This window comes from Pseudomonas sp. NPDC089407, assembly GCF_044900445.1.
Taxonomy (GTDB): Bacteria; Pseudomonadota; Gammaproteobacteria; order Pseudomonadales; family Pseudomonadaceae; genus Aquipseudomonas.
In genome coordinates, this window is record NZ_JBJDNB010000013.1 from 44,966 (window position 1) to 62,162 (window position 17,197).

Sequence of the window (17,197 nt, forward strand, 5' to 3'; positions counted from 1 at the left end):
ATCATGTCAGTCTTCACCCCCGTGACCCGGCCTGAGCTGGAAACCTTTCTGGCGCCGTACGCGCTGGGCCGTCTGCTCGACTTCCAGGGCATTGCCGCCGGCACCGAGAACAGCAATTTCTTCGTCAGCCTCGAACAGGGGGAGTTCGTCCTGACGCTGATCGAGCGTGGGCCCGCCGAGGACATGCCGTTTTTCATAGAGCTGCTCGATACCCTGCACGCAGCCGACATGCCGGTGCCGTACGCCATTCGTGACCGCGACGGCCACGGCCTGCGCGAACTGTGCGGCAAGCCGGCGCTGCTGCAGCCACGGCTGTCGGGCAAGCACATCAAGGCCCCCAATGCCCAGCACTGCGCCCAGGTCGGCGAACTGCTGGCGCACATCCACCTGGCCACCCGCGAGCACATCATCGAGCGCCGCACCGACCGTGGCCTGGACTGGATGCTGGCCTCGGGTGCCGAGTTGCTGCCACGCCTGACGGCAGAACAAGCCGCGCTGCTGCAGCCGGCGCTGGACGAAATCGGTGCGCACAAGGCGCAGATCCTGGCCTTGCCACGGGCCAACCTGCACGCCGACCTGTTCCGCGACAACGTGATGTTCGAAGGCACCCACCTGACCGGTGTGATCGATTTCTACAACGCCTGCTCGGGGCCGATGCTGTATGACATCGCCATCACCGTGAACGACTGGTGCCTGGATGAGCACGGCGCGATCGACATGCCGCGTGCCCAGGCGCTGCTGGCGGCCTATGCGGCGCTGCGGCCGTTCACTGCAGCCGAGGCCGAACTGTGGCCGGAAATGTTGCGGGTAGGCTGCGTACGCTTCTGGCTGTCGCGCCTGATTGCGGCGGAATCGTTTGCCGGGATGGATGTGATGATCCATGACCCGAGCGAGTTCGAGGTGCGTTTGGCGCAGCGCCAGCAAGTGGCTTTGCACTTGCCGTTTGCGCTCTAGTCCTTCTGCTGCTTCTTCGCGGGCGCGCCCGCTCCCACAGGTACAACGACAATCTTGAGGTTTGTGTTACCCCTGTGGGAGCGGGCATGCCCGCGAAGAGGCCGGGGCAGGCGCGCGATCGTGTGAGGGCTGACAGGTGCCCGCCTTGATGCTTTCTGCGCCTGTGAAATCGAGCGCCGCCCGCGCGGCGCTTCGCGGGACAAGCCCGCTCCCACATCTGTTTCGGGCCAATTATTCCTGTGCCAGATGGGTCGCAGCCTTGGTGCATGACTGGAGATGGATGAAGAGCAGCGGCGCCCCCTTCGATATCGAATGGGACACACAAGGCGGACAGAGGTGACCTCACAGGAGTGACTGGCCGGAAACAGATGTGGGAGCGGGCTTGTGCCGCGAAGCGCCGCGCGGGCGGCGCTCGATCTCATAGGCGCTGAAAGCATCAAGACAAGCACCTGCCAGCCTTGATGCAATCTCCTGCAGGACTCAAGAGGCCGGAACAGGCTTACAACCGCGGAGCTGCTCTGCGGCCCTGTCGCGACACAAGGCCGCTCCTACAACGGACGTGCGCTGCTTCAGGTTTTTCTGATTTTGTCTCGAATGACTGTCCAGCTTGCAGCTTGGGAAATATCCTACGAGCCGCGTCCCCTGCCATCACCTTCTCAGTGGGAACCCTTGTCTCTAGGCTTGATCCATCGCCGAATAACTTGGCGATCGGGTGTGGTAGCCCGGATGCATTTGTTCCATGACAGTCTATGGCGGCTGTGCGTGGGAGGCTTTCGAGCCTGCCCGGATTGGAAAATGCCCGGGTCTACCACCTCGCGTACAGTCGCCACCCATTCACGTGGTAGTGATGGGTGGCGGCGTTGAGGAGCATTTTCCGATGGCTAAAAAAATTGTCCCCGATCCACCTTTACCTTGCACTTCCACCCGTCCCTTCGGCCGCTGCGATGCTGGCCACGAACCGCTGTTCACTCTAAACCCGAACATTTCGGCCGAGGATGCCCTGGTCCATGTTGCCCTGTACCTGCGTGGTGCGTATGAGACGGGCTCCAAGGCTTTGGAATACCTGCGCGAAGAGGGCCGTGGCATGTATTGGTCGAGCCTGCACTCCATTGAGCTGGCGGAGGGGTTGGCGGAGGCGATACTCGATGGGATCGAGTCGCCGACTGATCCGCAGAAGAAGGTGTGAGGCTGGTTGTGCCTGGCGGGGGATTGTGTGAGGGCTGACAGGTGCCCGCCTTGATGCTTTCTGCGCCTGTGAAATCGAGCGCCGCCCGCGCGGCGCTTCGCGGGACAAGCCCGCTCCCACATCTGTTTCGGGCCAATTATTCCTGTGCCAGATGGGTCGCAGCCTTGGTGCATGACTGGAGATGGATTAAGAGCAGCGGCGCCCCCTTCGATATCGAATGGGACACACAAGGCGGACAGAGGTGACCTCACAGGAGTGACTGGCCGGAAACAGATGTGGGAGCGGGCTTGTCCCGCGAAGCGCCGCGCGGGCGGCGCTCGATCTCATAGGCGCTGAAAGCATCAAGACAAGCACCAGCCTTGATGCAATCTCCTGCAGAACTCGAGGCAAAGCAGCCTTACAACTGCTCCAGGCACCCCGCCAGATCACCCCCCAGCTTCTCCAGCAACCGCTCATAGCCCTTGCCATCCACCGGGTCAGTCCCCCCCAGTGCATCCAGCTCAGCCAGGCGCACCGGCAGCCCGGCCGTCAGGGTCTCGGCCAGGCGCGGCCGCAGTGGCGGCTCGCTGAACACACAGGTCTTGCCCACTTCCTGCAGGCGCTTGCGCATGGCGGCCACATGCTGGGCCCCTGGCTGCACCTCGGACGCCACGCTGAACACGCCAGTGTGCTTCAAGCCGTATTCCGCCTCGAAATAGTCGAACGCCTCGTGGAACACGAAGTACGGTTTGTCGGCAATACCCGCCACCCGCGCCTTGATCCGCCCGTCCAGCGCATCCATACGTTCGACGAAGGTCTTCAGGTTGCTCTGGTAGCGCGCCGCATTGGCGGGATCGGCCTGGGCCAGGTCAGCTGCCATTTTTGCCGCGATAACCCGCGCATTGGCCGACGATAGCCACAAGTGCGCATCCAGGCTGCCTGGGCGGTGGTCGTGGTCATGCTCATCGTGGTCCGCTTCCTCATGGGAATGGCTGTCTTCACCAAAGTGACGCAGCTTCATACCCGGCAGCGACTGCACAGCCACCGTGACCTTGCTGCGGCTGCCCAGTACGCGTGGCAGGAAGCTCTCCATGTCCGGGCCGATCCAGTACAGCAGGTCGGCATCGCCCACCCGCCGTACGTCGGACGGGCGCAGCGCATAGTGGTGCGGCGAAGCACCCGGCGGCAGCAAGACCTCAGGGCTGCCGACCCCCCCCTGTACGGCAGCGGCAATCTGCTGCAGCGGTTTGATACTGGTCAGCACACGCACATCGGCCTGGGCCGAGCATGCGATGAAAGCGACAAAAAGGGCTAGAAATCGGGACACGGTGAATACTCGGGTCGTGAGAAACAGGTAACATAATAACGTCTCCATCCAGAACCGTCGCTGCCCATGTCCATCACGCCGCTGGCCAACCGTCCTCACGATCACTCCCATTGCGTCCACAGCGCTTTGGCTGAAGCCGACGCCCTGTGTACCCGCCAAGGCCTGCGCCTGACCGCGCTACGCCGCCGGGTGCTGGAGCTGGTGTGGCAAAGCCACAAGCCACTGGGCGCTTACGATATCCTCGCCGTGCTCAGCGAGCAGGACGGCCGCCGCGCCGCACCACCCACGGTGTACCGCGCACTCGACTTCCTGCTGGAAAACGGCCTGGTACACCGCATCGCCTCGCTCAACGCCTTCATCGGCTGCAGCCACCCCGAGCACGTGCACCAGGGCCAGTTTTTGATCTGCCGCGAATGCCATGTGGCCATCGAGCTGGAACAGAGCAGCATCAGCGAAGCCATCATCAGCAGCGCCAAGGGCGTCGGCTTCACCGTCGAGACCCAGACCGTGGAAGTGGTTGGCCTGTGCGGCAACTGCCGGAGCGCGGCATGAGCGACGCGCTGATCCGTCTGGAGCAGGTCGGCGTCACCTTTGGCGGCGAGGCGGTGCTCGACAGCATCGACCTGTCGGTCGCGCCGGGCCAGATCGTCACCTTGATCGGCCCCAACGGCGCGGGCAAGACCACCTTGGTGCGCGCCGTACTCGGGCTGCTCAAGCCGCACCGTGGCAAGGTGTGGCGCAAGCCAAAGCTGCGCATCGGCTACATGCCGCAAAAAATCCAGGTAGATGCCACGCTGCCGCTGTCGGTGCTGCGCTTCCTGCGCCTGGTGCCCGGGGTAGACCGTGCGGCAGCCTTGTCGGCGCTGCAGGAAGTGGGCGCCGAACAGGTCATCGACAGCCCGATCCAGACCATCTCCGGTGGTGAGATGCAGCGTGTGCTGCTGGCCCGCGCACTGCTGCGCGAGCCCCAGCTGCTGGTACTCGACGAGCCGGTTCAAGGCGTGGATGTGGTTGGCCAGACCGAGCTGTACAACCTCATTACCCGGCTGCGCGACCGCCACGGCTGCGGCGTGCTGATGGTGTCCCATGACCTGCACCTGGTGATGAGCGCCACTGACCAGGTGGTGTGCCTGAACCGACACGTATGTTGCTCGGGCCACCCGGAGCAAGTCAGCAACGACCCGGCCTTCGTCGAGCTGTTCGGCCAGAACGCCCCGAGCCTGGCCGTTTACCACCACCATCACGACCACAGCCACGACCTGCACGGCTCGGTCGTCGCCCCCGGCACCCATGTTCACGGAGAGCACTGCAAGCATGGCTGATTTTCTTCTTTACGCCTTGCTTGCGGGCCTTTCCCTGGCAGTGGTTGCGGGCCCGCTCGGCTCTTTCGTGGTGTGGCGGCGCATGGCTTATTTCGGCGACACCCTGTCCCACGCCGCACTGCTGGGCGTGGCTATGGGCTTCGTACTGGATGTAAGCCCGGCCTTGGCGGTAACCGTCGGCTGCCTGTTGCTGGCGATCCTGCTGGTGACCTTGCAGCAACGCCAGCCGCTGGCCTCCGACACCCTGCTCGGTATCCTCGCCCCCAGCACCTTGTCGCTGGGCCTGGTGGTGCTGAGTTTCATGCACGACGTGCGCATCGACTTGATGGCCTACCTGTTCGGCGACCTGCTGGCCATCAGCACCACCGACCTGGCCTGGATCCTCGGCGGCAGTGCGCTGGTCCTGCTGCTGCTCGCCGTGCTCTGGCGGCCACTGCTGGCGGTTACCGTGCATGAAGAGCTGGCGATGGTCGAGGGCCTGCCCGTGGCCGGCCTGCGCATGGCGCTGATGCTGCTGATTGCCGTGGTGATTGCCGTCGCCATGAAGATCGTCGGCGTGCTGCTGATCACCTCGCTGTTGATCATCCCCGCCGCTGCGGCGCAGCGTCACGCCCGCTCGCCCGAGCAGATGGCCCTGGGCGCCAGCCTGCTGGGCGTGACCGCCGTTTGCGGTGGCCTGGCCATGTCCTGGTTCAAGGACACCCCCGCCGGGCCGTCGATCGTGGTCTGTGCAGCGGTGCTATTCTTGCTGAGCCTGGCCCTGCCAAAGCGCTGAAGACAGGGCGTGTGCCGGCACGCCTTGCAACCTTTTGCCGGGTAAAGGGTCTGTAAGACCTGTTTTCGAGCGTGCGCACCTGGGTGTAGACTTGCTCGCTTTTTGCGCAAATAGAGAGTCGCAGGAATGAAGCCGTTTGCCTCCCGTTATCTGCTTGTTGCCGCGTTTTCCCTGCTCCTGGCTGCCTGCTCCAGTGCGCCGGTAGAACAGGCCGCACCTGCCCAAGCCGATGCCTGGCAGCAGTTGCAACAAAACATCGCCAGCAACGAACTGGCCACCGCCGAAGACCAGTTGGCGGCCCTGCAGGGCCAGTCGCCGGATGACGCGCGCCTGGAGCAATATCAGCGCCAACTGGCCGAAGCCTACCTGCAACGTAGCCAGATCGTGTTGCAGAAGGGTGATGTGAATGCGGCCGCTACTGCGCTGGCCCGTGCCCGGGCACTAATGCCGCAAGCCCCGGCAGTGACCGGTGGCGATCCCCTGTCCCAGGCCCGCAAGGCGGAGCTGGAGAAGGCAGAGGCTGCGCTTAAGGCCGCCGAGGCCAAGCCAAAGGCACGCATCATCGACCCGACCGCGCCAAGCACGGTGGTGGCCTTGAAGACCACCGACAGCCGCGCCATGCGCCGCCAGCTGGATGAGATTGCTGCCGATGTAGTGAGCTACCAGTGCGAGGTGGTATTCCAGGTGCCGCGTACCGATGATGCGCCGTGGCTGAAGACCTTGCTGGAGAAGCGCGTGCGCAAGATCGACAGCGGGTTTGAACTGAAGCAGAAGCATGAAATTCAGCGTTCGCTGCCAGCGCAGGTGGTCCTGGTTCCGCATCAGCGTTGAGACCCTGGGGGCGCTGCGCGCCCCTTTCGCGACACAAGGCCGCTCCTACAGGGGATCGCATTACCTTGTAGGAGCGGCCTTGCCGGGGCGCCGGACCGGTCGGATGGGCTGCAAAGCAGCCCTAGGCCGGCACAGCCTCTGCTGCAGCCTCCCTCTCCCACACCCGATGCCCCTCGACCGCTTTGACAAAGGCATCTACGGCCTGCTGGTCATCACCCAACAACAGCCCCTTGTCCTCCTTCAGCCCCAGCGTGCCCAATAGCGACTGGGTCAACACCAGCGCCTTGAGGTGCTTGTAGCCCTCCAGCAAGAAGTGCTTGGCCAGGCCGCTAGCGGCCAAGGCATCCGTTGAAGCCTTGCCCGCAGGTACGATAATCCCGTCGAACATGATAGACGGCATCCCTTCCATCGAGGCCGCTACCGGCAGTTGCGTGCCATCCGCCGCCTTTACCGGCGCCGAGGTCGGCCCCAGCAGCATCGGGCGGGCACTGTGCGCTTCCAGGGCCTTGACCAGTTTGTCCACGCTGGCGGCGTCCACGCCATTGGCCACCAGCACGGCAATCTTGCGCCCCTTGATACCCACCGAACCTGGGTGGTTCATCTGGCTCAAGGCAGGCGATTGCGCCAGCTGGCTGCCCTTGACCTGCACCGTACCCGCTTTCGGTGCAGGCAGGCCCAAGTTTGCTGCAACCGCTGCAGCCAGCTTCAAATCGATGTTGGCGAGAATCTCATTCACTTCCCGGGCGCGGATATGTTCGCGTTCCACTTTGCCCAATTCGAAGCTGTAGGCCTTGATGATGTGCTGTTGCTCGGTCGGGCTCATGCTCTGGAAGAACAGCCGGGCCTGCGAGAAGTGATCGCCAAACGACTCGCTGCGCTGACGGATCTTGTGCGCATCGATACGCTCCTGGTAGCTCTCGAAGCCGCCGTCTTGCGCCGCCGGCGGTGTTTCCTTGGGCCAGCCGCCGTCAATCGAGTTGGGTTCGTAGGACGCCCGCCCCTTGTGCACGACGTGCTGGTGCAGCGCATCACGCTGGTTGTTATGGTTAGGCGCTACCGGCCGGTTGATCGGGATCTGGTGGAAGTTCGGCCCGCCCAGGCGGCTGATCTGGGTATCGGTGTACGAGAACAGCCGGCCCTGTAGCAGCGGGTCATTGGTAAAGTCGATTCCCGGCACGATATGGCCTGGGCAGAACGCCACCTGTTCGACCTCGGCAAAGAAATTGTCCGGGTTACGGTTCAGCACCATCTTGCCCAAGGGCGTTACGGGCACCAGCTCTTCCGGGATAATCTTGGTCGGGTCCAACAAGTCGAAGTCGAACTTGTGCTCGTCGGCCTCCGGCACGATCTGCACGCCGAGTTCCCATTCCGGGTAATCACCGGTTTCGATCGCCTCCCACAGGTCACGACGCTGGAAGTCAGTGTCCTTGCCCGCCAACTTCTGCGCCTCGTCCCACAGCAGCGAATGCACGCCCTGCCGCGGCTTCCAGTGGAACTTGACGAAACTGGCCACGCCCTCGGCGTTGATCAGGCGGAAGGTATGCACGCCGAAACCTTCCATCATGCGCAAGCTGCGCGGGATAGCCCGGTCGGACATCGCCCACATCACCATGTGGGCCGATTCCGGCACCAGCGAAACGAAATCCCAGAACGTGTCGTGGGCCGAGCCACCGGTAGGGATCTCGTTATGGGGCTCGGGTTTGACCGCATGCACGAAATCGGGGAACTTGATTGCGTCCTGGATGAAGAAGACCGGCATGTTGTTGCCGACCAGGTCGAAGTTACCTTCGTCGGTATAGAACTTGACCGCGAAACCGCGCACATCACGCACGGTATCCCCCGAACCACGGGGGCCCTGTACAGTGGAAAATCGCACGAATACAGGCGTGATTTTCTCAGGGTCCCGTAAGAAACCTGCCTTGGTCAGCGCGGCATGGTTGCCATAGCTCTGGAAATAGCCATGCGCACCCGTGCCTCGGGCATGCACGATCCGCTCGGGAATACGCTCGTGGTCAAAGTGTGTGATCTTCTCGCGCATGATGAAGTCTTCAAGCAGCGAGGGGCCACGATCACCGGCTTTCAAAGTGTTCTGATTGTCGGCGATGCGCACGCCCTGGTTGGTGCGCAAAGCTTGGCCGGTGGCATCGCTGCGCACCTCCTCCAGGCTTTGCAGCTTGGCGTTGGTGTTGGCACGATCAGGCGTATCGGTACCGGCGAGCTGGCTCTGTTTCGGCGAATCCGGCTTCTTGCTGGGCATCGGGGCTCTCCTCATCAGTCATCAGGCTGCCCTTGGGGGCATGTTCCAGTAGTGACCGGAGGCGGCTTCGTTGCGTTCAATTCACTTTACCGGTTGTCGCCATATGCCCGATGGATTGGTGCATTACGAAATAAATGCTAAGAACAGCTAAGGGAAAAGGCTAAAATGCGCCACCTCAGCTAACCGCTGCCCCCAAATTCCATGCGCCCCACAAGGTTCGCTACGTGATCGAGTTCCAACAGGTACATAAAACCTACCGCGTTGCCGGTAGGGAAATCCCCGCACTGAATCCGACCAGCCTGACCATCGAAGATGGCCAGGTGTTCGGCCTGATCGGCCATTCCGGCGCCGGCAAGAGCACCATGCTGCGCCTGATCAACCGGCTGGAAGAGCCTTCCGGCGGCAAGATCATCGTCGACGGCGAAGACGTCACCGCATTCAACGCCAACCAGCTGCGCGGCTTCCGCCAGCAGGTCGGCATGATCTTCCAGCACTTCAACCTGCTGGCCTCCAAGACCGTCGCCGACAACGTCGCCCTGCCGCTGACCCTGGCCGGCGAGCTGTCGCGCAGCGAAATCGACAAGCGCGTGACCGAGCTGCTGGCCCGCGTCGGCCTGTCGGACCACGCCAAAAAGTACCCGGCGCAATTGTCCGGTGGCCAGAAGCAGCGGGTCGGCATCGCCCGCGCCTTGTCCACCAACCCGAAGATCCTGCTGTGCGACGAGGCCACCAGCGCCCTCGACCCACAAACCACGGCCTCGGTTTTGCAACTGCTGGCCGAGATCAACCGTGAACTGAAGCTGACCATCGTGCTGATCACCCACGAAATGGACGTGATCCGCCGGGTCTGCGACTGCGTGGCCGTGATGGACGCCGGCCAGATCGTCGAGCAAGGCTCGGTGGCCGATGTGTTCCTGCACCCACAGCACGCCACCACCAAGCGCTTTGTTCAGGAAGACGAGCAGGTTGACGAAGGCGAGCAGCGCGACGACTTCGCTCACGTACCGGGCCGCATCGTGCGCCTGACCTTCCAGGGCGACGCCACCTACGCGCCGCTGCTGGGCACCGTGGCCCGCGAAACGGGTGTGGACTACAGCATCCTCGCCGGGCGTATCGACCGCATCAAGGATGTCCCCTATGGCCAGCTCACCCTCGCCCTGATCGGCGGTGACATGGAAGCGGCGTTCGCCCGCTTCAAGGCAGCTGATGTACATATGGAGGTACTGCGTTGATGGACGCCCTGAATTTCTTCGCCAACGTCGACTGGGCCGAAATCTGGCTGGCCACCATCGACACCATGATCATGCTGTTCGGCTCGCTGTTCTTCACCGTGCTGCTGGGCCTGCCGCTGGGCGTGCTGCTGTTCCTGTGCGGGCCGAAGCAGATGTTCGAGCAGAAGGGCGTGTATGCGCTGCTGTCGCTGGTGGTCAACATCCTGCGCTCGCTGCCGTTCATCATCCTGCTGATCGTGATGATCCCGTTCACCGTGCTGATCACCGGCACCTCGCTGGGTGTAGCCGGCGCCATTCCGCCACTGGTGGTAGGGGCCACGCCATTCTTCGCGCGCCTGGTGGAAACCGCCCTGCGTGAAGTGGACCGCGGCATCATCGAAGCGACCCAGTCGATGGGCGCCACCACCCGCCAGATCATCACCAGCGCCCTGCTGCCGGAGGCCCGCCCGGGTATCTTTGCAGCCATTACCGTAACGGCGATTACCCTGGTTTCGTACACCGCCATGGCCGGTGTGGTCGGCGCAGGCGGCCTCGGCGACCTGGCCATCCGCTTCGGCTACCAGCGTTTCCAGACCGATGTGATGGTGGTAACCGTGGTACTGCTGCTGGTACTGGTGCAAGTGCTGCAGAGCGTGGGCGACAAACTGGTTGTGCATTTTTCCCGTAAGTAACCCCAGTGGGGTCGGCCCGGCCGACCCGTTCGGGGGCCGTCGCGGCCCTCACAAGGAGTGATCAATGAAGAAGCTGCTTGCTGTTGTCGCCGCTGTCGCGGCCTTCTCGGCCAATGCTGCCGAAACCCTGACCGTCGCCGCCACCCCGGTGCCGCACGCCGAAATCCTCAACTTCGTCAAACCGCAGTTGGCGAAAGAAGGCGTGGAGCTGAAGGTCAAGGAATTCACCGACTACATCCAGCCGAACGTGCAGGTTGCAGAAAAGCGCCTGGACGCCAACTTCTTCCAGCACCAGCCGTACCTGGATGAGTTCAACAAGGCCAAGGGCACTAATCTGGTGAGTGTGGCCGGCGTGCATATCGAGCCGCTGGGCGTGTACTCGACCAAGATCAAGAAGCTGGACGAGCTGTCTTCCGGGGCCACCGTGGTCATCCCCAACGACGCCACCAACGGCGGCCGCGCCTTGCTGCTGCTGGACAAGGCCGGTGTGATCAAGCTGAAGGACAACACCAACATCCTGTCGACCGTGAAGGATGTTGCCGAGAACCCGAAAAACGTGAAGTTCCGCGAGCTGGAAGCCGCCACCATCCCACGCGTGCTGACCCAGGTCGATGCCGCCCTGATCAACACCAACTACGCGCTGGAAGCCAAGCTGAACCCAGAGAAAGACGCCCTGGCCATCGAGGGCAGCGACTCGCCTTACGTGAACATCCTGGTTGCCCGCCCGGACAACAAGGACTCTGATGCGATGAAGAAACTGGCAGCAGCGCTGCACTCGCCTGAGGTGAAGCAATTCATCAACGAGAAGTACAAAGGCGCTGTGGTTCCGGCGTTCTGATCCGGAATCCCCGGCAAGGCCGCTCCTACATGGAATCGCATTCCCCTGTAGGAGCGGCCTTGTGTCGCGATAGGCCTGCGCAGCAGGCCCAACCATCTCAATCCCGCTTCACCAGCCCAGGCAACTGCGCAACCAGCTTCTGGTTATTGAACGGCGCCCGAATGAACCCGCGCTGACGCCCATCCGGCCCGACAACCGCCAGGTTGCCGCTGTGATCCACGGTATACCCCGGCTTGCTGGTATCCGCCGGAATGAACGGAATGCTCAAGGCATTTGCCAGCTTCTGGGTATCCTCGATCGACCCCGCCACCCCGACAAAGTCCTTGTCGAAATAGCCCAGGTACTGCTTCAGCTGGTTCGGCGTGTCGCGGTTCGGGTCCACGCTCACCAATATCACCTGCAGCCGGTCGACGGCTTCCTTGGGCAGCTCGCTCTTCACCTGGCGCAACTGGGCCAGGGTAGTCGGGCAGATGTCCGGGCAATAGGTGTAGCCAAAGAACAGCAACGACCATTTGCCCTTCAGGTCATTCAGCTGCACCGGCTGGCCGTCCTGGTTGGTCATGGTCACGTCGGCCACGGTGCGGCTTTGCGGCAGCAGAATGATGCCGGCGTCGATCAGCTCGGTGGGGTTGGGCTGGTCGCGGCCATTGAGCACCTTGTTGACGGTCAGGCCCAGGATCAACGCGACCAGGGCAACGAGAATGAAGACGGTTTTCTGGGTTCGGGTCATAGGTTCAGCAACAGGTAGTGGTCGAGGAGCAACGCGATGAACAGCGCGAACAGGTAGCCAATAGAGTACTTGAAGGTGCTGATCGCCGCGTGCGGCCGGCTGCCACGGTACAACACCCAGGCCCATTGCAGGAAGCGCAGGCCCAAGGCCAGGGCACAGGCCAGGTACAGCGGGCCACTCATGTGGATGGCATACGGCAGCAGGCTTACCGCCAGCAAAATCAGGGTGTACAGCAGGATATGCAGCGTGGTGTAACGCTCGCCGTGGGTCACCGGCAGCATGGGGATATCGGCCTTGGCGTACTCCTCCTTGCGGTGAATGGCCAAGGCCCAGAAGTGCGGCGGGGTCCAGGCAAAGATAATCAGCACCAGCAACAGTGGCTCGGCGCTGACATGGCCACTGACCGCTACCCAGCCAAGCAACGGCGGCGCAGCACCGGCCAGGCCGCCAATGACGATGTTCTGCGGTGTGGCGCGCTTGAGAAAGCCGGTGTAGAGCACCGCATAGCCCAGCAGCGAGGCCAGGGTCAGCCAGGCCGTAAGGGCATTGGTGAACACCAGCAGCAGGGCCATGCCCAGCAGCGCCAGGGCCAGGGCGAACAGCAATGCCGGCAGCGGTTCGACCCGGCCCTGGGCCAATGGCCGTTTACGGGTGCGCGCCATCAGTGCATCGATACGCCGGTCCACCACATGGTTGACTACCGCCGCACCGCCGGCGCACAAGCCGATACCCAGGTTGCCGAACAGCAGCACGCTCCAGCTCACACCCGCGCGGGTGGCGAGGAACATGCCCGCCAGCGAGGTGATCAGCATCAGCACCACCACCTTAGGTTTGGTCAGTTCCAGGTAATCGCGCCAACTGGCCCGTCGTGCGCTCAGAAGCGTCGCCACGAATCGTTCCTCATCTGATGGGAAATGCCCACACCGGTCACCGGCCGCAGGCGCCAGCCATGACCGACACCCACGCGCACCTTGTCGACCACGCGAATGCGGTAGTTCACCAGCACCATGCTCAGCAGCAACAGCGCACCCCCCGCGTTGTGCGCCACCGCCACAGCCAACGGCAGGTGGAATACGACATTGCTGATGCCCAGGCCCACTTGCAGGGCCAGCGCCAGCAGTACCAGCCGCGCCAGGCCGGGCAGGCCACAGCGGTGCAGCTTCCAGCTGAGCATCAGCAGCACGCAGGTCACCAATAGCGCCCCCAGGCGGTGGCTGATGTGGATGGCTGTGCGCGCATCACTGTCCAGTTGCCCACCCAGGTAATTGGGGCCGACGTGCTGGGTCAGGTGGAAGCCGTTGCTGAAGTCCGCTGCCGGCCACCATTGGCCGTGGCAGGTGGGCAGGTCGATACAGGCAACCGCCGCGTAGTTGGCGCTGACCCAGCCGCCCAGGGCGATCTGGCCGATCACCACCAGCAGGGCCAACGCAGCGATGCGCCGCAGGCTCAACGGCAATTTGGGCAACGGTGCAAAGGCCCGGGATAGACGCAGGGACAACAGCAGCAGCAAGCTCAGGGTCGTGAAACCGCCGAGCAAGTGCGCGGTGACCACCTGCGGCCACAGCTTCAGGGTGACAGTCCACATGCCGAACGCCGCCTGGGCCAGCACCACACCCAGCAGCAGCACCGGCAGGCGATACGGCTGGCCATCGCGGGCATGCCGGCGCACGGCCTGCAAGGCGAGCAGGGCGATCACCACCGCCAGGGTGCCGGCGAAATAGCGGTGGACCATCTCGGCCCAGCCTTTGGCTGCCTCCACCGGGTGCTCAGGGAAGTGCAGCTCGGCATGGGCCAGCTGCGCGTCGCTCTTGGGCACACTGATAAAACCGTAGCAACCCGGCCAGTCGGGGCAACCAAGGCCGGCATGGGTCAGGCGGGTGTAGGCACCGAGCAGGACAACCAGCAGCGCCAGCAGGGTGGCGAACACAGCAAGGCGAAATCCGGGTCTGGCCATGGCAGGCTCCTAGCCGATGTTGGACAGCTTGAGCAGGTGACGCAGGTCATCCAGTACGTGCTTGCCGTTGACCTTGCCGTCGTAGCGCAGCACCAGGTTGCCGTGCGGGTCGACGATCCACAGTTGCGGGCCGGCCTCGCCGACTTGCTGCAGATAACGTTGCGCATCCAGCGGGTAGCGTTGCAGCTGCGGGTATTCACGGCCGAGCAGCGCCTGGAAGTCGTCGCTCAGCGGCTGGGCGGCAGCCAGCGCATGGCTGGCGCGGCTGGCATCACGGCCCAGGCCAACCTGGATCTGCCGGGCCAGGTACACCAGGCGCTGGCAGTCTTCGGCGCAAGCCGCAGGCGCGCTAACCAACAGCTGCCAGCGCTGATCCTGGCCGGCCACGCCGATATCGGTACGACTTTCGCCGTTGCCGATCATGGCGCCGTGGTAACTGCGGCCATCCGGCACCCAGAAGTTGAGCTTGTACATGCTGGTGGCCAGGATCATCGGCCCAAGCACCACCAACAGGATCAGCAACAGCTGCAAACGCCCGCGGGCTCTGGGCTTGCTACGTTCAGGCACTTCCAGCGGAGTGGCGGTGACCATGGCGTTTCTCCTTGTTTTGGTGCCAGCCGAAATAGAGGTAAAGCAGAACCAGGGCGGTCGCCAGGGCAAACCACTGCACGGCGTAGCCCAGGTGTTTTTCCGGGCCCATGGCCACGACCGGCCAGTCCAGGCGGTAGGTCGCCGGGCCGGGTTCCAGGCGCAGTTCGTGGGCATAACCTTCACGGCCGAGCTGCGGCCAAAGCTGTGCACCATCGATTACGGTCAGCAGGTGCGGCCACTGGCCGCCGGTGGGGTCCGGGTGCAGCTGGAAGGTGCTGCCAGGTGCGACATACACCGAGGCGTCGAGGGCCAAGGCGTGCGCAGGGGTGTCGAAGTGCACCGGCACGCGGCGGTCGGGCCAAGGTAACCAGCCGCGGTTGACCAGCAACCACAGGCCGCTGGCCTGATCATGGAAAGGTTGCAGCAGCTCGACCCCGGCCTGCCCGTCGCGCATGCGGTTATCCAGCAGCACGCTGTGTTCGGCATCGAAGCGGCCATACAGGTGGACCCGGCGGAAGCTATTGTCTTGATCGGCTGTCAGCTGGGCCGTGGCCAACGGCGCTTCAATACGGCGCTCGGCGTAGCTGGCCAGCAGCACACGCTTTTCCTCAGCGCGGCCGAGTTGCCAGCAGCCAAGCGCGATCAGCCCCGGCAGCAGCGCAAGCACCACCAGGGTCGGTACCCAGCCTGGGCGAAATGACCTCACGGGCACCTCGCTATACTTATCCACATCACCGCATCCCCCCGGAGTAGCGCCATGCTCAAGGCCGCGATTGTCCTGATGCTGTTGGCCACCATTGCCAGCCTGTTCAGTGGCCTGGTGTTTCTGGTCAAGGACGACGAAAACTCGACCCGCCTGTTGAAAGCGCTGACTGTGCGGGTGACCCTGGCGGCCCTGACCATCGGCTTGGTCGCCTGGGGCTTCATCAGTGGCCAGCTGGTTTCACATGCTCCCTTCTGAATGTGCATTTGCTGATGGCCTCATCGCCGGCAAGCCAGCTCCCACAGGAACCCCGCCTGCCTCAGGCCCAGTGAGCCCCTGTGGGAGCTGGCTTGCCGGCGATTGGCCCTAGAGCACATACACAAAGATGAACAACCCCACCCACACCACATCAACGAAGTGCCAGTACCAACTGGCCGCCTCGAAACCAAAGTGTTTTTCCGGGTTGAAGTGCCCACGCAAGATGCGCACGAACATCACGATCAGGATGATCGTGCCCAAGGTTACGTGGGCGCCGTGGAAGCCGGTGAGCATGAAGAACGTCGCCCCGTAGATACCCGAGCCCAGCGTCAGCCCCAGCTTGGTATAGGCCTCGTGGTACTCGAAGGCCTGCAGAGCGATAAAGCAGATACCCAACAGGATGGTCAGCGCCATCCACAATTTCAGTGGCCCACGGTGGTCACGGCGCAGGGCATGGTGGGCAATGGTGATGGTCACGCTGGAGCTGACCAGCAAAATGGTGTTGATCAGCGGCAGGTGCCACGGGTCGATCACCTCCTTGGGCGGCGGGAACAGTTTCGGGTCGGGCGTGTGCAGCAACGGCCAGGTGAACTCGAAGCTCGGCCATAGCATGTGTGCTACACCCTTGGCCCCTTCACCCCCCAGCCACGGCCCGGCCAGCACGCGTACGTAGAACAGCGCGCCGAAGAAAGCCAGGAAGAACATCACTTCAGAGAAGATGAACCAGCTCATGCCCCAGCGGAACGAGCGGTCCAGCTGCGGGCTGTACAACCCGGCGCGGCTTTCCTTGACTACCGCCCCGAACCAGCCGAACAGCATGTAGGCCAAGAACAACGCGCCGACAAAGAAGATCAGCGGCCCGTGCGAATCCGGGTGGCCGGCCTTCATGTCGTTGAACCAGGTGCCCAGGCCATACACCGTGATGAACATGCCGAGGGTGGCGATGATCGGCCACTTGCTCTGCGCCGGAACGTAGTAATGCTCATGACTTGCCATTGCTGTTCTCCTTCCCTTAACGGGCGCCCTTGACGCCCTGGGCCGAAACGTGCGCGACCGGCGGGTGGCGAGCGGTGATGTCGAACAAGGTATAGGCCAGTGTCAGGTGCTTCACGCTGGCCGGCAGGTCGCGGTCGACGATGAAGCGCACCGGCATCTCGATGCGTTCGCCGGGCTGCAGCACCTGCTGGGTAAAGCAGAAGCACTCGGTCTTGTGGAAATACGCCGCAGCTTCGGCCGGGGTGATGCTGGGTATCGCTTGCGCACTCATCGGCCGGTCGGTCGGGTTGTGCGCGATGAAGATCATCTGGTTCACCGCCCCTGGGTTGACCTCGAGCTGATCGGCCGTGGAGTAGAAGTCCCAGACCATGTCGCTGGCATTGGTCGACATGAACTGCACGCGCACCGAACGCGATGGGTCACTGACCTGGCTGCCTTCGTACTGCCCCCCGGTTTTGCCGTTGATGCCGAAGGCCTTGCACATCACGTCGTAGATCGGCACCAGGGCGAAGCCGAAGGCGAACATCACCACCGTCAGCATCAGCAGGCGCGTGACCAGGCGTTTCAGCGACAGGCCGTTCATGGCAGCTTTC

Annotated in this window: 19 protein-coding genes; 10 read left to right on the plus strand and 9 right to left on the minus strand. The window is 63.2% G+C overall.

Annotated elements, in window-relative coordinates:
* The first annotated feature begins 3 nt into the window (after positions 1-3).
* Positions 4-954 carry a homoserine kinase gene (locus ACI2KG_RS12260; RefSeq protein WP_201206686.1) on the plus strand — a complete coding sequence of 317 codons (951 nt, stop codon included), beginning with the start codon at positions 4-6 and terminating at the stop codon, positions 952-954.
* An 877-nt stretch (positions 955-1,831) separates the two neighbouring features.
* Positions 1,832-2,140, plus strand: coding sequence for a hypothetical protein (locus tag ACI2KG_RS12265; protein ID WP_404662090.1), 309 nt, complete (start codon positions 1,832-1,834; stop codon positions 2,138-2,140).
* A 397-nt stretch (positions 2,141-2,537) separates the two neighbouring features.
* Here ACI2KG_RS12265 and ACI2KG_RS12270 read toward each other — a convergent pair whose 3' ends face one another.
* Positions 2,538-3,494: a zinc ABC transporter substrate-binding protein gene (locus ACI2KG_RS12270; protein ID WP_404662091.1), complete on the minus strand. Its 957-nt coding sequence runs from the start codon at positions 3,492-3,494 to the stop codon at positions 2,538-2,540.
* Between the two features lie 18 nt (positions 3,495-3,512).
* Here ACI2KG_RS12270 and zur point away from each other — a divergent pair, with 18 nt between their 5' ends.
* From zur to ACI2KG_RS12290, 4 genes are all read left to right on the plus strand, one after another.
* Positions 3,513-3,998, plus strand: coding sequence for a zinc uptake transcriptional repressor Zur (gene zur / locus ACI2KG_RS12275; RefSeq protein WP_404662092.1), 486 nt, complete (start codon positions 3,513-3,515; stop codon positions 3,996-3,998).
* Complete coding sequence (znuC, locus tag ACI2KG_RS12280) at positions 3,995-4,768, plus strand: zinc ABC transporter ATP-binding protein ZnuC (protein WP_016712841.1); 774 nt, start codon at positions 3,995-3,997, stop codon at positions 4,766-4,768. The genes zur and znuC overlap by 4 nt, the downstream gene beginning before the upstream one ends.
* Positions 4,761-5,543, plus strand: a complete 783-nt coding sequence (gene znuB, locus ACI2KG_RS12285) for a zinc ABC transporter permease subunit ZnuB (RefSeq protein WP_019099207.1) — start codon at positions 4,761-4,763, stop codon at positions 5,541-5,543. The genes znuC and znuB overlap by 8 nt, the downstream gene beginning before the upstream one ends.
* A gap of 126 nt (positions 5,544-5,669) precedes the next feature.
* A complete protein-coding gene (locus ACI2KG_RS12290) occupies positions 5,670-6,374 on the plus strand; it encodes a PA5502 family lipoprotein (RefSeq protein ID WP_404662093.1) in 705 nt (234 codons plus the stop codon).
* Positions 6,375-6,495: 121 nt separating this feature from the next.
* Here ACI2KG_RS12290 and katE read toward each other — a convergent pair whose 3' ends face one another.
* A complete protein-coding gene (gene katE, locus ACI2KG_RS12295; protein ID WP_404662094.1) occupies positions 6,496-8,631 on the minus strand; it encodes a catalase HPII in 2,136 nt (711 codons plus the stop codon).
* Positions 8,632-8,855: 224 nt separating this feature from the next.
* Between katE and ACI2KG_RS12300 the strand changes: the two genes are divergently transcribed.
* The 3 genes from ACI2KG_RS12300 (at position 8,856) to ACI2KG_RS12310 (ending at position 11,372) form a co-directional block, all read left to right on the plus strand.
* Positions 8,856-9,863, plus strand: coding sequence for a methionine ABC transporter ATP-binding protein (locus ACI2KG_RS12300; protein WP_404662095.1), 1,008 nt, complete (start codon positions 8,856-8,858; stop codon positions 9,861-9,863).
* Positions 9,863-10,534: a methionine ABC transporter permease gene (locus ACI2KG_RS12305; RefSeq protein ID WP_012269918.1), complete on the plus strand. Its 672-nt coding sequence runs from the start codon at positions 9,863-9,865 to the stop codon at positions 10,532-10,534. Before ACI2KG_RS12300 ends, ACI2KG_RS12305 begins: the two co-directional genes overlap by 1 nt.
* 64 nt (positions 10,535-10,598) lie before the next feature.
* On the plus strand, positions 10,599-11,372 hold the full coding sequence (locus ACI2KG_RS12310; RefSeq protein ID WP_404662096.1) for a MetQ/NlpA family ABC transporter substrate-binding protein: 774 nt from the start codon (positions 10,599-10,601) through the stop codon (positions 11,370-11,372).
* Positions 11,373-11,469: 97 nt separating this feature from the next.
* Here the strand turns inward: ACI2KG_RS12310 and ACI2KG_RS12315 are convergent, their stop codons facing one another.
* The 5 genes from ACI2KG_RS12315 to ACI2KG_RS12335 are packed head-to-tail and all read right to left on the minus strand — an operon-like array spanning position 11,470 to position 15,353.
* Positions 11,470-12,102, minus strand: a complete 633-nt coding sequence (locus ACI2KG_RS12315; protein WP_404662097.1) for an SCO family protein — start codon at positions 12,100-12,102, stop codon at positions 11,470-11,472.
* A complete protein-coding gene (cyoE, locus tag ACI2KG_RS12320) occupies positions 12,099-12,992 on the minus strand; it encodes a heme o synthase (protein WP_404662098.1) in 894 nt (297 codons plus the stop codon). The genes ACI2KG_RS12315 and cyoE overlap by 4 nt, the downstream gene beginning before the upstream one ends.
* A complete protein-coding gene (locus ACI2KG_RS12325; protein WP_404662099.1) occupies positions 12,977-14,056 on the minus strand; it encodes a heme A synthase in 1,080 nt (359 codons plus the stop codon). The genes cyoE and ACI2KG_RS12325 overlap by 16 nt, the downstream gene beginning before the upstream one ends.
* Positions 14,057-14,065: 9 nt before the next feature.
* Positions 14,066-14,647 (minus strand): hypothetical protein, encoded by a 582-nt coding sequence (locus ACI2KG_RS12330; protein WP_404662100.1) that lies wholly within the window; start codon positions 14,645-14,647, stop codon positions 14,066-14,068.
* Positions 14,616-15,353 (minus strand): SURF1 family protein, encoded by a 738-nt coding sequence (locus ACI2KG_RS12335; protein WP_404662101.1) that lies wholly within the window; start codon positions 15,351-15,353, stop codon positions 14,616-14,618. The genes ACI2KG_RS12330 and ACI2KG_RS12335 overlap by 32 nt, the downstream gene beginning before the upstream one ends.
* A 51-nt stretch (positions 15,354-15,404) precedes the next feature.
* Between ACI2KG_RS12335 and ACI2KG_RS12340 the strand changes: the two genes are divergently transcribed.
* A complete protein-coding gene (locus ACI2KG_RS12340; protein ID WP_003258925.1) occupies positions 15,405-15,608 on the plus strand; it encodes a twin transmembrane helix small protein in 204 nt (67 codons plus the stop codon).
* 108 nt (positions 15,609-15,716) lie between these two features.
* Here ACI2KG_RS12340 and ACI2KG_RS12345 read toward each other — a convergent pair whose 3' ends face one another.
* Complete coding sequence (locus tag ACI2KG_RS12345; protein WP_404662102.1) at positions 15,717-16,604, minus strand: cytochrome c oxidase subunit 3; 888 nt, start codon at positions 16,602-16,604, stop codon at positions 15,717-15,719.
* Between the two features lie 16 nt (positions 16,605-16,620).
* Positions 16,621-17,187, minus strand: a complete 567-nt coding sequence (locus tag ACI2KG_RS12350; RefSeq protein ID WP_404662103.1) for a cytochrome c oxidase assembly protein — start codon at positions 17,185-17,187, stop codon at positions 16,621-16,623.
* Between the last annotated feature and the right edge of the window lie 10 nt (positions 17,188-17,197).